Raw genomic sequence first — 12,506 nt, 5'->3', positions numbered from 1 at the left:
CTGACGCTAACGCCACCCTCTGACATTGTTGCCGGGTGGGAGTGCGTATGTGGATAACCTGCTCAAAAAAAGCATAGCGGCACCCGAACAGATATTCGAACAATCTGTCGGCGTGTCAGGAGTCTTCAGGAGGCCAGGACTCCGGTCAGTTCCGGCTGGGCTTGATGTCGCGTCCCAGGCGGCGCTCCGCGGGGACGTCCTGGACGTCGCAGACGGCGAGCCAGACATCGCGCGGATTGACGCCCGCGGCCAGGGCCTGCTCCGCCGTCCGGCCGCCTACCCCTGCGAGCACCAGCGAACCGCCGAGCACGCGCGAGTAGCCTGCGCCGAATTCGTCGTCCATGAGCCGCCAAAAATCACTAATCCTCACGACATAGAGTCTCTCACGGGCGCTGACCTTAGAATGGTTGCCATGAGCAACCCCCCTGACGTCCCCGGAGTCTCCGCCCACTCCGAGGACACCCTCGATGATGCGCTGAAGACCGTGGAGCATCAGATCAGCATCTTCTGGCGGCGGGCGCGGTCGGTCTCCCAGCAGCTGTCGCGACAGGTGCACCCGGACATGGAGCCCGCGGCCTACGGACTGCTGACGGTGATACGCAAAGAGGGTCCCATCCGGCTGACCGAGCTGGCTTCCTGCATCGGCGTCGGCAAGCCGTCAGTCAGCCGCCAGATTGCGTTCCTCGAGAGCATCGGCCTCGTCGTCAAGGAAGCGGACCCGCTGGACGGCCGGGCCCAGACCATCAGGCTCACGCCGGAGGGCGAAGAGAAAATGCACCAGGTGCAGGATGCCCGGCGGCAGGTGTTCCGGGAGAGGCTGGGTGAGTGGCCTGTGGAGGACCTCGAAGCGCTGGCCACGTACATGGCCAAGCTCAACGCCACGTACGAGCGTGACGGCTTCCCGAAAGACGACGCCCCCTAAGACCGCACATGCACGACGCCTACATCCTGGGATGGCACGACTAAGGCCTCCGGCTGCTGCCGAAGGCCTTACGTCTATTCCTTGGAGCTGGTTACCGGGCGCCCGAGAGCAGTCCCTTGGCCAGTTCGTCGGACAGGTCAGTATTGAGTTCGCGGTCAAGGTCGCGGCCGTAACGCTGCGAGAATTCCTGTGGCACGGTGTCCGGAACGGCAACGCCCTCAGCCACTGCCACGCGGTCGCTGACCTCGCGGAGCATGCTGGACAGCGGAACGTCAAGGGCCGAGCAGATCGAGGACAGCAGCTCCGAAGAGGCTTCCTTCTGGCCGCGCTCCACTTCACTGAGGTAACCCAGGGAAACCCGGGCACTGTGTGAAACTTCGCGGAGGGTCCGGCCCTGACGCTGGCGAACGTCGCGCAGAACATCACCGATTTCGTGACGAAGTACTACCATCTTGCGCTCCTTCTGTTCGCTCTTTGCCTGATCGGCGAGGCCCACATCCTTCCAGCGGACAACGCCGTTTACGGATACGGGCTGCTTTACCATCTGTATCGCCTTGCTCCCTCGTTAGTCCGGTTCACGTGAAGCGAACCGCTATTGGTCTTTTCATCCTAGGCGCCTCTCCGATGCGGAGGCGACACAAAATAACAACTATTCGGATTCGCTTTTTGTTCCCGGCAACCTTACTCCCGGTAGCTTAGCGAAGCCAGCGCCTCCTGAAGCCGCTCCAGCGCGGCCCCGCAAGCCAGTGCCCTGATCTCTGCCCGGGTGCCTTCGAAGCTGTAGGGAAACGACGTCGAACCTTCAGCCGTCGCGACGCCGATGAACACTGTCCCTACCGGCTTGCCATCGTGATCGTCCGGCCCGGCAACGCCTGTGGTGGACACTCCGAGGTCCGCGCCGCAGGTTCGCCGCGCGCCGTCGGCCATCGCTGCCGCCACCGCGCCGTCTACGGAGCCGACGGAGTCCAGCAGCGCCTGCGGAACGCCAAGGACGTCCCGTTTGACGGAGTTCCGGTACGAAACAACGCCGCCCTGCAGCATGGCCGATGCACCTGGCGTGTCAGCCAACATGGCCGTGACCATGCCGGCCGTCAGCGATTCGGCGGTGGCGACGGTGATTCCCCGGCCCACGGCTGCGGCGACGGCCTCGCCGGCGATCCGGTGCAGGTTGGTCATGGTTATCCCGCCCGAGTTTCCGGATTACGGGTTTCCGGATTACGGTGTTCCGGTTCGTGGGGTTCCTCGGCCCTCCGGCGCAGCCCCTGCGCCCGGACCTTCATCGCTTCAATGACGTATTCGCCGCCGGTCCACACTGTAATCAGCACGGCGACGAGCATGACGGCGAAGGCCACCCAGACCAACCACGGTGCAAGGGCGGACAGCGGGAGGAGGTAGAGGAAAATAGCGGCAGTCTGGACCACCGTCTTCAGCTTGCCGCCGCGGGAGGCCGGGATCACGCCGTAGCGGATCACGAAGAACCTCAGGGCGGTGATGCCCCATTCGCGGACCAGGATGACCACCGTGATCCACCAGGGCAGCTCGTTCAGGACAGACAGCATGACCAGGGCGGAGCCGATGAGGAGCTTGTCCGCAATCGGATCGGCGATCTTTCCGAAGTCGGTGACCAGCCCCCTGCTCCGGGCGATGTCGCCGTCGAGCTTGTCCGTGTAGATGGCGACGGCGAACGCCGCCACGGCGGCCCAGCGCCAGAGTCCGGACTCGCTGCGGAGGCCCGGAGCATCGGCCACAAGGAACCACACAAAGAACGGCACCAGCACTATGCGGAGCATGGTGAGGATGTTGGGAAGATTCCAGATCCCGGAGCTGTTGGAGCCGGCCGCGGTCGCTTCGGTGCTAGTCACCCTTCTAGGCTACCGTCTTCCGGGCTGCCGTCTTGAGGGGCTACCGTCCGGTGAGGGACCAGGCGTCTTCGGAACCGTCCTCGTCGTCGCCGGAGCTGGCGTCGGCGCCGTCGTAGTACTCGACGTTCTGGGTGCGGTTGTCCAGGTCGGAGGCCACGAGGTCCTCGGCGTACCCGCCTTGGGCGATGTTGGCGTTGGCGTTGTCACTGAGGGCGGCGGTTTGGGAGTCAGGGGCTGCCGGAGCTTCCTGGCCCTTCATGGCGGCCAGCACGGTGGCGAGGTCGTCCGGCTTTACCAAGACGTCGCGGGCCTTGGAGCCTTCGGAAGGGCCCACCACTCCCCTGGATTCGAGGAGGTCCATGAGCCGGCCGGCCTTCGCAAAGCCGACGCGGAGCTTGCGCTGCAGCATCGACGTCGAGCCGAACTGCGTGGTGACCACCAGTTCCGTGGCCTGCAGCAGCACCTCGAGGTCGTCGCCGATGTCGTCGTCGATCTGCTTTTTCTGCGCCTCCGGGGCGACGTCGTCACGGTAGACCGCCTTGAGCTGGCCCTTGACGTGTTCGACCACTTTGTGGATTTCGGACTCGGTGACCCAGGCGCCCTGGACGCGCATGGCTTTCGAGGCGCCCATGGGCAGGAAGAGTGCGTCGCCCTGGCCGATGAGTTTCTCGGCGCCCGGCTGGTCAAGGACCACGCGGGAGTCCGTGACGGAGGAGGTCGCGAACGCCATGCGGGACGGCACGTTGGCCTTGATCAGGCCGGTGACGACGTCCACCGACGGGCGCTGAGTGGCCAGGACCAGGTGGATGCCGGCCGCACGGGCCAGCTGGGTGATGCGGACGATCGAATCTTCGACGTCCCGGGGCGCCACCATCATGAGGTCGGCGAGCTCGTCCACGATCACCAGCAGGTACGGGTAGGGGCGGATGACGCGCTTGGAATCCACGGGCGGATGGACCTTGCCGGCGCGGACTGCCTTGTTGAAATCGTCAATGTGCTTGAAGCCGTAGTTGGCGAGGTCGTCGTAGCGGGCGTCCATTTCCCGGACCACCCACTGCAGCGCCTCGGCCGCCTTCTTGGGGTTGGTGATGATGGGGGTGATCAGGTGCGGGACGCCTTCGTAGGCGGTCAGTTCCACACGTTTGGGGTCCACCATGACCATGCGGACCTCGTCCGGCGTGGCGCGCATCAGGATGGACGTGATCATCGAATTCACGAACGATGACTTACCGGCACCGGTGGCGCCCGCCACGAGGAGGTGGGGCATTTTGGCCAGGTTGGCCACGACGTAGCCGCCCTCAACGTCCTTGCCGACACCCATCACCATGGGGTGGTCCGTGCGGCGGGCGTTCTGGCTGCGGAGGACGTCGCCGAGCGAGACGGTCTCGCGGTCCGTGTTGGGGATCTCGATGCCGATGGCCGACTTGCCCGGGATGGGGCTCAGGATGCGGACGTCGCTCGATGCCACGGCGTACGAGATGTTCTTGGACAGTGCCGTGACGCGTTCCACCTTGGTGCCCGGTGACAGCTCGATCTCGTAGCGCGTCACGGTGGGGCCGCGGCTGAAGCCGGTCACCTGGGCGTCCACGTTGAACTGCGTCAGTGTCTCCGTCAGGGAGGCAACGATGGCGTCGTTGGCCTCCGTGCGCTCCTTCGGGATGGAACCGGGGGTCAGGACGTCCGACGACGGCAGCGTGTAGGTGACATCGCCCGCCAGCGAGAGCTGCTCGGTGCGCTGCGGAATGGGCGTGGGCGGCGGCGCGGGGGCGACGGGCCGCGACGGGACCTGGGCGGCCGCCGCACCGGCGGCTCCGGCTGCCGGGTTCAACGAACCTGCGGCCACCATGCCGGGGGTGACGAGCGGTATGGCTTCAGTGGCGTTCTCGGCTTCCGCTCCGGCGGCGCTGCCGAGCCCCTGGGCTGCCTTGATCTTTTCGACGGCGATCTCCGCCTGGGTGGGGCGGCGCACGCCGGGCGCCACGGCACTGGAGCCTTTGGCGCCCTTTGCGGAGTCGGGTGCGGCGTCGTCATCGATGACGGCATGTTCGAAGGCCTCGTCGCCGACATAACCCTCAAGGCGGCGGGCTTCGGCGTCGTGGTCCTTGCCGAAGAGCCGTTTGCGCTTCTTTTTCGGCTCTGCGGGGGCGCTGTCGTAGAGGTAGCTGCGGTCGTGTCCGCCGCCGTCGTCGCCGTGGTCCTGAAGGTCGATGCCCATGAGGTGCTCGTAGGCGCCGCGCAGGCGCCGCGGAATGGCTCCGAAGGGGGTGGCCGTGACAATGAGCAGCGAGACGAATGCCAACAGGGCGTAGAGGACCACCGGCACCGCGGCGTGAATGGCCGCGAGCGGGGTGGCCGCGAGGAAGCCCAGCATGCCCCCGGCCTGGCGCAGTCCGTCAAAGCCCTCGCTCACGGTCGGCTGGCCGCCCACGATGTGGGCGAGCCCGCAGCCCGCGAACGTCATGATGAGGAAGCCGATGCCAACGCGGTTGTTTCCCCTGCCGTCGGCCGGCTGGCGGAACAGCCTGAAGGCGCAGGCCGACAGCATGAGCGGCAGCACAAGGGACATCCAGCCGAATGTGCCGTTGACCACCGCGTAGACGGCGTCCGGGAACCAGCCCCGGAGGCCCCACCAGGCAAAGGTGGCAATGAAGACCGCCAGCGCCAGGTTGAACAGGGCGGCACCGTCACGGCGGTCCTCCGGTGCGAGGTCGCTCACGTCGTGGCCGATCCGCCGCACTCCCCCGCCGACCAAGTGACCGACGCCGAGCCACGCGCCGCCGATTACCCTCAGCAGCCAGGGCTGCCGGGTTTCGACGGCGGGCAGCTGCCGAGTACGGGCGGTGCCGGCCGACGCTCCTGCCCGGCCGGATTTGGCCGCGGCGGAACCGGTGCGGCTTGCGGACGTGCCTGCTTTGCCGCCGGAAGTACGTTTTGGCGCGGGGGAAGTACGTGTGGCCATATGTGCCACGGTACTCCACCCGGGCCCCGGATCCGCGGATTTACAGGCTTTCGGGGCTGTGTTCGCCTTCGCCGCCAGCCCCGCGAAGCCCGTTTAGGCTTCCAGGACCACAGGGATGATCATCGGCTTGCGGCGGAGCTTGCGGTTGACCCAGGTTCCCACCACTCGGCGGACAACCTGCTGCAGCTGATGCGTGGTGTGGTCCGTGCGGTTGAGGACGGCTTCTTCCAGCGCAGCGTTGATCTTGGGGATGATGTCGTCGAAAACCGAGTCATCTTCTGCGACGCCGCGGGCGTGGATTTCCGGCCCGGAGACCACTTTTCCGGTGGCGCGGTTGATGACCGTGATGATGGAGATGAAGCCTTCATCGCCCAGGACGCGGCGGTCCTTGAGGTCGGCGTCGGTGATTTCGCCCACGCTGGAGCCGTCCACGTAGACGAACCCGACCTCGACCTGGCCCACGACGTCGGCCTGGTGGTCCCTGAGGTCAATTACGGTGCCGTTGTCCGCCAGCAGGATGCTCGCCTCCGGCACGCCCGACTCCTCGGCGATTTTTCCGTTGGCGATCAGGTGGCGGGTCTCGCCGTGCACGGGCATGGCGTTGAGCGGCTCGAGGATGTTGTAGCAGTAGAGCAGCTCGCCCGCCGCGGCATGGCCGGACACGTGCACCTTGGCGTTGCCCTTGTGGATGACGTCCGCACCCAGCTTCAACAGGCCGTTGATGATGCGGAAGACAGCGTTCTCGTTGCCCGGGATGAGGCTTGACGCCAGGATGACGGTGTCGCCCTCGCCCACCACCACCGGGTGGTCGCCGTTGGCCATGCGGGACAGCGCGGCCATCGGCTCACCCTGGGAGCCGGTGGACATGAGCACCACGCGGTTGTCGGGAAGGTTCCCGATGTTCTTGACGTCCACGAGGATGCCGTCCGGCACGTCCAGGTAGCCCAGTTTCGCGGCGATGGCCATATTGCGGACCATGGAGCGGCCCACAAAGGCAACTTTGCGGTTGTGCTTTCCGGCGGCATCCAGGACCTGCTGGACGCGGTGCACGTGCGACGAGAACGAAGCCACGATGATGCGCTTGCTGGCCTGTCCGAAAAGCCGTTCCAGGGTGGGGCCGATTTCCTTTTCCGCGGTGGTGAAACCGGGAACGTCGGCGTTGGTGGAGTCGGACATGAACAGGTCCACGCCCTCTTCGCCGAGGCGGGCAAAGTGGCGGAGGTCAGTAATCCGGCCGTCCAGCGGCAGCTGATCCATCTTGAAGTCGCCGGTGTGCAGGACGGTTCCGCCCGCAGTGCGGAGGAAGACGGCCAGGGCATCGGGAATCGAGTGGTTGACGGCCACGAACTCGCATTCGAACGGGCCGAACTTCTCTACTTGTCCTTCGACAACGGTAAGGGTGTACGGCTTGATTCGGTGTTCCTGCAGCTTCGCCTCGATGAGGGCGAGCGTCAGCTGCGATCCCACCAGCGGGATGTCATTGCGGAGCCGGAGCAGGTACGGCACAGCGCCGATGTGGTCCTCGTGGCCATGGGTCAGGACGACGGCGACAATGTCGTCCAGCCGGTTCTCGATGTAGGAGAAATCGGGCAGGATCAGGTCGACGCCGGGCTGCGTTTCCTCAGGGAAGAGGACGCCGCAGTCGACGATGAGCAGCTTGCCGTCGATTTCGAACACAGCCATGTTGCGGCCGATCTCGCCGAGCCCGCCGAGCGGAACGATCCGCAGGGTGCCTTGGGGAAGGCGGGGAGGCGTGACGAGGCCGGGTAGGGCTACTTGGGTCATAATGCACTTCTTTCCAGGCGGAAGAGTGCCGGTCTCAGTCCGTCAGGAAAAGACCAGCCCTCCTTCCGCCAAATCCTCGCGGATGATTTCGATCTCGGCTTCGTCCGGCTCCACGAGGGGCAAACGGACAACCGAGTTGGGCAGGACTCCCTGCCATTTAAGAATCTGTTTGGCCGCAACGGCGCCCTGGACGCGGGTCATGGTGGCACGGACCACGGGCTCAAGTTCGAAGTTGATCTTGCGGGCCGTTCCGAGGTCGTTCGCATTGACGGCGTCGATCAGTTCCCGGAAGCGGCGGGTGGCGACATGGGTGGTGACGCCCACCAGTCCCACCGCACCCAGGGCCATCCAGGGAAGGGTCAGTCCGTCGTCGCCGGAGTAGAAAAGGAGGTCGGTCTCGGCCATGACGCGGGTTGCGGCGGCGAAATCGGCCTTGGCGTCCTTGACGGCGACGATGTTGGGGTGCTGCGCAAGACGGATCATGGTGTCGGGCGCGATCGCGATGGAGGAGCGTCCCGGGATGTCATAGAGCATGACGGGCACGTCCGTTGAGGACGCGACGGTCTCGAAGTGTGCGCGGACGCCTGCCTGGCTGGGCTTGTTGTAGTACGGCGTGACGAGCAGGAGGCCGTCAACGCCGAGCGCGGCCGCCTGCTGGGAAAGGTGCACGGAGTGGGCAGTGTCGTTGGTCCCGGTGCCGGCGATGATGCTGGCCCGTCCGCCGACGGCATCCTTGACGGCGCGGAACATTCCGAGGTTTTCCTCGTCGGTGAGTGTGGAGGTTTCGCCGGTGGTCCCCGTGACCACCAAGCCGTCGCAGCCGTCGTCGACGAGCTTGCTGGCGAGCTCCGCCGCCTGCTGGTAGTCCACTTTGCCGTCCTTGGTGAAGGGCGTGACCATGGCGGTCACGAGGGTACCAAGAGCGGGAATGTTCGCGGAAGTGTCAGCCATGGGAAAAACGTTACCCTGTCACCTGCAAGTTAGGACAATGGCCGGCACGTGATGATCGTCAAATTCCGGAAAACGCCGGGCCCGCTCCCGCGGCGTCAGCCTGCGGCGTGCCGGTACGGTTCGTTCCGGTACCGTTCGAGGGGACCCCGCCGCAGCACTGCAGTGACCACTTCCGTTCCGGTCCCGGAGGCATGCTGCATTGGCAGTCCGTCCGGGCCCCAGAAACCGCTGAGACCGCAGGACGGCCCCAACGCTGTCCGGCCTCCGAGGTTGGCCAGCAGCGTGTATATCCGGTTGTCCATGGCCCGCGCACCCAGGTGCAGCCCCAAGCGGTGCCCCTCCCCCTCTGTATAGAGCGCCGATACGGCGTAGACGTCGGCGCCGGCGTCCGCGGCCGTGCCCGAGTGGGCGGGATGGGCCGCGTCGAAGCAAATGGCCAAGGCAATCTTCCAGCCGTCGATCTCCAGGATGGCCGGCCCCGGCCCGGCGGAGAACAGGGACGCCTCGTCTCCGTGGAGATGCGTCTTAAAGCCGACGTCGGCGGTGCCGTCGGGGTGGAGGGCCAAAGACGCCAGCCGCGGCGTGCCGTCCCCTTCGCGAAAGGCTGCGCCGACCACCGCGGTAATTCCTGTCCGCCGGCAGATCTCCCTGATGGGACCCAAACGGGCGTCGCCCGGCGCCAGCCACTGATCCCCGTCGCCAAGGAGCGGCAGGTTGTAGCCCGTGAGGGAAAGTTCTGGGAAGACCACCAGCCTGGCACCGTGGGAATCGGCATCCTCGATAAGGCCGACATGCTCGGGCACGTTGCCTGCAATACCGCCCTCCAAGGCCCGGTACTGGACGGCGGTCACGGTCAGTGCTGGGGTCACGCCTCCATCCTAGGCGGGGTCCGTCCCCGCGCAGTAGCGTTCGACCGCCGCTTCCCGCAGGGACTCCGCCCAGCTGGCGAGCCGCTGAGCGGCCCGGACGTAGTGGAACAGTTCCGTGGGCGTCAGCGCGTCAAGGTCCGTTTCGGCGAGCCGGCGCGCCAGCTCCGCCCCGGGAACCTGGGCCGAGAGCTCGATTCCCTCGCTGCTCCACTGCAAGTCCTCGGCGGGCTCGCCGGCGACGAGTTGCCTGAACAGGTAGTCCACAACGCCGGGGCTCATCGCCTTCAGCGGCCCCCCAGTGCCGTGCCCTGACCTGCCATGCGCCGGCGGGGCGGTGTGCGCAGCGGTGTGCGCGGGCTTATCCGAGTCCCCGCGATTGTCGGACCCGCGCCCTAACGTATGCCTGGAAGAGTTGTTCATGCAGCCGATAGTATTCGAACATATGTTCGAATACAAGGCCTGGTTCGATCCACCGTTCATCCGGTCCCGGCGGACCAACGGGGAAGGTGGGAAAAGCGTCATAGCCAGATGTGAGACGATCGCATTATGACCTCGCGGAGCACGGCTGCATCGTCCGGAACCAAGAAAGGCGCCGCAGCCGGCCGGCTTGCGGGCATAGACGCCGCCCGCGGCCTCGCCCTCCTGGGAATGATGGCCACCCACCTTATTCCGACGTTCGAATCCGACGCTGCGCTGACACCGACCTGGATCGGCCTCACCTTCTCCGGCCGGGCAGCGGCCCTCTTCGCCGTTCTTGCGGGAATCGGGATTGCCCTGTCCACCGGCAAGCAGCGGCCCCTCGAGGGGAGTGCCCTAGCGGCGGCACGGCGGGGCATCGCCCTGCGCGCCCTGGTCATTGCCGTCGTCGGCCTGGCACTCGGCGGGCTTGAGGTCAACGTGGCGGTGATCCTGGTCCATTACGCCGTTCTCTTCCTGTGCGTCCTGCCATTTATCGGGCTGCAGCTGAAAGCACTCTGTGCCTGGGCCGCCGGCTGGATCCTGGGCTCGCCCGTGATCGCATTCCTGCTGCGGCCTTGGCTCATGGCCGCGGATCCGCCCCTGCAGCTGAACCACAACCCTGGCTGGGAGGATCTGTCCACTCCCGGCCAACTTCTGGGCGACCTGTTCCTGACGGGCTACTATCCGGTGTTCCAGTGGCTTTCGTATCTGCTGGTGGGCCTCATCATTGGCCGGTTGGCGTTGGCGACGGCGGCGGTGCCGGTACTCCTGCTGGCCGGCGGCACCGCGGTGGCCGCCTTCTCAAAAGTCCTGGGTACGGCGGCGATGGAAGCGTGGGGCGGGCGGGACGCCCTGCAGGCCATGCTGACGGATCCGAACTACCCGCTGGACAGCCTTCTCCAGGTCAACCTGGCCGGCGTCCGGCAGGAAGGTTCATGGTGGTGGCTGGCCAGCAGCGCACCCCACTCCGGGACCACCCTGGACCTGCTGCATACGAGCGGAGTAGCGGCAGCCGTCGTCGGGCTGTGCCTGCTGGTGGGCCGCCTGGGCGAATGGCTGGCCTTGGACCTGCTGCTTCCGCTGCGCGGCGCCGGGGCCATGACGCTGTCCCTGTACACGGTTCACGTGTGCGTCGTGGCGTCGTTCCACCTCAAGCCCCTGCCGGCCGGATGGACCGAGGACGGAATGTACTTCGCCCATGCCGCTTTGGCGGTCCTGATCGGGATGGTCTTCGCGGTCCTGAAGTGGCGCGGGCCGCTCGAATGGCTCGGACACGCCGCCAACCAGGTGGGACGGCACCAGCCGGCGGGGATCCGGTAACGCCTGCGCTAGCGCGCCAGGAGCTACCGCACCAGGAGCTAGGTCAGGAGCTACCGCGTAAGGGCGCCCTTGGAGGCCTGGAACAGCCGCACCGCGTCCCGCATGGAGGAACGCGCGCGCTTGCGGTCACCAGCGGCGTCGTAGGCGCAGCTGAGCCTGAACCATGACCGCCAGTCGTCCGGGGCAGCTTCTGCCTCAGCGCGGTACTTCTCAAATTCCTGGTCCGCCGCGGAACGGACAATCCGCCCGGCGGGGGTGCGGGGAAGGTTGTCCACCGGCAGGCCGCCTTCGGCTTCGAGCACGCGGGCCATCTGTTCGGTGCGGGCGCCGAACAGCAATTCGCGGATCAGCGCCCACGCGCCGATGACCGGCAGGACCAGGTACGCAGCCCCAATGGCCTTGGCCACTGGTTCCGCATCCATCAGCAGGAGCACCGAGCGCTGGAAAGACACCACCAGGTAGAAGACCAGAAGGAGCGTTACGGCACCCACCCAGATCTTGGTGCGGTTCTTTTTCAGCTGGCCAAGGATCGGTTTCACGGTAGTTACAGCCCCAGATCCAGGTAGCCGTCGAGTCCCACCGTCAGTCCGGGGTGGTCCGCGACGTTCCGGACGCCCAGCAGAACCCCGGGCATGAAGGATGCCCGGTCGAACGAATCATGCCGCAGCGTCAGCTGCTCTCCCGGGCCGCCGAGGAGCACCTCCTGATGCGCAACCAGGCCGCGGAGCCGCACGCTGTGCACCCGGACGCCGTCCACTTCGCATCCGCGGGCACCGGCAAGTTCGCTGGTGGTTGCATCGGGGCTTGGTTCCAGGCCGGCCGCTGCCCGTTCCGCCGCTATCAGCTGGGCGGTCCGGACGGCCGTACCGGACGGCGCATCGACCTTGTCAGGGTGGTGGAGTTCGATGATTTCCACGGATTCAAAGTATTTCGAAGCCTTGGCAGCGAAGGCTGATGCCAGCACGGAACCGAGGGCAAAATTTGGCGCTATCAGGACGCCGACGTCCGGGCGGCCTGCCAGCAGCGACTCCAGCTCCTGCAGCTTGCCGGCATCCCAGCCGGTGGTGCCCACTACAGCGTGCATGCCGTTCTCGACGGCGAAACGCACGTTCTCCTCGGTGCTCTCCGGAACGGTGAGATCCACCACGTACCGGGCGCCCGAGCTGAGCAATGTGTCCAGGGAGTCACCCCGGCCCAACGCGGCGACGAGCTTCATGTCGCGGGCGGCTGCCACAGCTTTGACGGCCTCGGCGCCCATGCGCCCGTTCGCGCCCAGGACGGCGACGGCGAGTTGTTCGGTCATGGATTCAACACTACCTTTCGCCCGCCCGGCGGCAGGAACCGGGCGCCCTGCGTTACCTCCCTCGCGACCGGGCCCC

General features: G+C 66.3%; 13 protein-coding genes. 2 read left to right on the top strand and 11 right to left on the bottom strand.

The features are described 5' to 3' along the window. Positions 1–145: 145 nt before the first annotated feature. Positions 146–370: a DUF3046 domain-containing protein gene (locus tag CXQ90_RS04775; RefSeq protein ID WP_104137343.1), complete on the bottom strand. Its 225-nt coding sequence runs from the start codon at positions 368–370 to the stop codon at positions 146–148. Between the two features lie 42 nt (positions 371–412). On the opposite strand from CXQ90_RS04775, the gene CXQ90_RS04770 reads away from it, so the two are divergent. Further along, positions 413–922, top strand: a complete 510-nt coding sequence (locus tag CXQ90_RS04770; protein WP_104137342.1) for a MarR family winged helix-turn-helix transcriptional regulator — start codon at positions 413–415, stop codon at positions 920–922. Positions 923–1,013: 91 nt separating this feature from the next. Here CXQ90_RS04770 and CXQ90_RS04765 read toward each other — a convergent pair whose 3' ends face one another. The 8 genes from CXQ90_RS04765 to CXQ90_RS04730 form a co-directional block, all read right to left on the bottom strand. Further along, positions 1,014–1,466 (bottom strand): helix-turn-helix domain-containing protein, encoded by a 453-nt coding sequence (locus CXQ90_RS04765; RefSeq protein ID WP_055798349.1) that lies wholly within the window; start codon positions 1,464–1,466, stop codon positions 1,014–1,016. 137 nt (positions 1,467–1,603) lie between these two features. Further along, complete coding sequence (locus CXQ90_RS04760) at positions 1,604–2,098, bottom strand: CinA family protein (RefSeq protein WP_104137340.1); 495 nt, start codon at positions 2,096–2,098, stop codon at positions 1,604–1,606. 2 nt (positions 2,099–2,100) lie between these two features. After that, a complete protein-coding gene (gene pgsA / locus CXQ90_RS04755; protein ID WP_104137338.1) occupies positions 2,101–2,784 on the bottom strand; it encodes a CDP-diacylglycerol--glycerol-3-phosphate 3-phosphatidyltransferase in 684 nt (227 codons plus the stop codon). Between the two features lie 40 nt (positions 2,785–2,824). Further along, positions 2,825–5,743: a DNA translocase FtsK gene (locus CXQ90_RS04750; RefSeq protein ID WP_104137337.1), complete on the bottom strand. Its 2,919-nt coding sequence runs from the start codon at positions 5,741–5,743 to the stop codon at positions 2,825–2,827. A 93-nt stretch (positions 5,744–5,836) separates the two neighbouring features. After that, positions 5,837–7,528, bottom strand: coding sequence for a ribonuclease J (locus CXQ90_RS04745; RefSeq protein WP_104137335.1), 1,692 nt, complete (start codon positions 7,526–7,528; stop codon positions 5,837–5,839). Positions 7,529–7,570: 42 nt separating this feature from the next. Continuing rightward, positions 7,571–8,479 carry a 4-hydroxy-tetrahydrodipicolinate synthase gene (gene dapA, locus CXQ90_RS04740; RefSeq protein WP_104137334.1) on the bottom strand — a complete coding sequence of 303 codons (909 nt, stop codon included), beginning with the start codon at positions 8,477–8,479 and terminating at the stop codon, positions 7,571–7,573. 95 nt (positions 8,480–8,574) lie between these two features. Continuing rightward, positions 8,575–9,348 (bottom strand): carbon-nitrogen hydrolase family protein, encoded by a 774-nt coding sequence (locus CXQ90_RS04735; protein WP_104137332.1) that lies wholly within the window; start codon positions 9,346–9,348, stop codon positions 8,575–8,577. Positions 9,349–9,357: 9 nt separating this feature from the next. Then, a complete protein-coding gene (locus tag CXQ90_RS04730) occupies positions 9,358–9,627 on the bottom strand; it encodes a hypothetical protein (RefSeq protein WP_104137331.1) in 270 nt (89 codons plus the stop codon). Between the two features lie 267 nt (positions 9,628–9,894). On the opposite strand from CXQ90_RS04730, the gene CXQ90_RS04725 reads away from it, so the two are divergent. Next, the gene (locus CXQ90_RS04725) at positions 9,895–11,127 is read left to right on the top strand and encodes a heparan-alpha-glucosaminide N-acetyltransferase domain-containing protein (RefSeq protein WP_104137329.1); all 1,233 of its coding nucleotides are present in this window, start codon (positions 9,895–9,897) and stop codon (positions 11,125–11,127) included. 50 nt (positions 11,128–11,177) lie between these two features. Here the strand turns inward: CXQ90_RS04725 and CXQ90_RS04720 are convergent, their stop codons facing one another. Next, positions 11,178–11,666, bottom strand: coding sequence for a hypothetical protein (locus tag CXQ90_RS04720; protein ID WP_104137328.1), 489 nt, complete (start codon positions 11,664–11,666; stop codon positions 11,178–11,180). A 5-nt stretch (positions 11,667–11,671) separates the two neighbouring features. After that, on the bottom strand, positions 11,672–12,430 hold the full coding sequence (gene dapB / locus CXQ90_RS04715; RefSeq protein ID WP_104137326.1) for a 4-hydroxy-tetrahydrodipicolinate reductase: 759 nt from the start codon (positions 12,428–12,430) through the stop codon (positions 11,672–11,674). Positions 12,431–12,506: the final 76 nt, after the last annotated feature.

It is taken from the genome of Arthrobacter sp. ZGTC131, assembly GCF_002929275.1.
In the GTDB taxonomy this organism is placed as follows: Bacteria; Actinomycetota; Actinomycetes; order Actinomycetales; family Micrococcaceae; genus Arthrobacter.
The sequence above is the reverse complement of the archived record's forward strand: the minus strand, read 5'-3'. Positions and strand labels throughout refer to the sequence as shown.

Excerpts from the sequence above, each read along its gene's own strand:
- CXQ90_RS04760 (WP_104137340.1), bottom strand. The coding sequence starts at position 2,098 with ATGACCAACCTGCACCGGATCGCCGGCGAGGCCGTCGCCGCAGCCGTG.
- CXQ90_RS04745 (WP_104137335.1), bottom strand. The coding sequence starts at position 7,528 with ATGACCCAAGTAGCCCTACCCGGCCTCGTCACGCCTCCCCGCCTTCCC.
- CXQ90_RS04730 (WP_104137331.1), bottom strand. The coding sequence starts at position 9,627 with ATGAGCCCCGGCGTTGTGGACTACCTGTTCAGGCAACTCGTCGCCGGC.
- CXQ90_RS04725 (WP_104137329.1), top strand. The coding sequence starts at position 9,895 with ATGACCTCGCGGAGCACGGCTGCATCGTCCGGAACCAAGAAAGGCGCC.
- CXQ90_RS04770 (WP_104137342.1), top strand. The coding sequence starts at position 413 with ATGAGCAACCCCCCTGACGTCCCCGGAGTCTCCGCCCACTCCGAGGAC.
- dapB (WP_104137326.1), bottom strand. The coding sequence starts at position 12,430 with ATGACCGAACAACTCGCCGTCGCCGTCCTGGGCGCGAACGGGCGCATG.
- CXQ90_RS04765 (WP_055798349.1), bottom strand. The coding sequence starts at position 1,466 with ATGGTAAAGCAGCCCGTATCCGTAAACGGCGTTGTCCGCTGGAAGGAT.
- dapA (WP_104137334.1), bottom strand. The coding sequence starts at position 8,479 with ATGGCTGACACTTCCGCGAACATTCCCGCTCTTGGTACCCTCGTGACC.
- CXQ90_RS04750 (WP_104137337.1), bottom strand. The coding sequence starts at position 5,743 with ATGGCCACACGTACTTCCCCCGCGCCAAAACGTACTTCCGGCGGCAAA.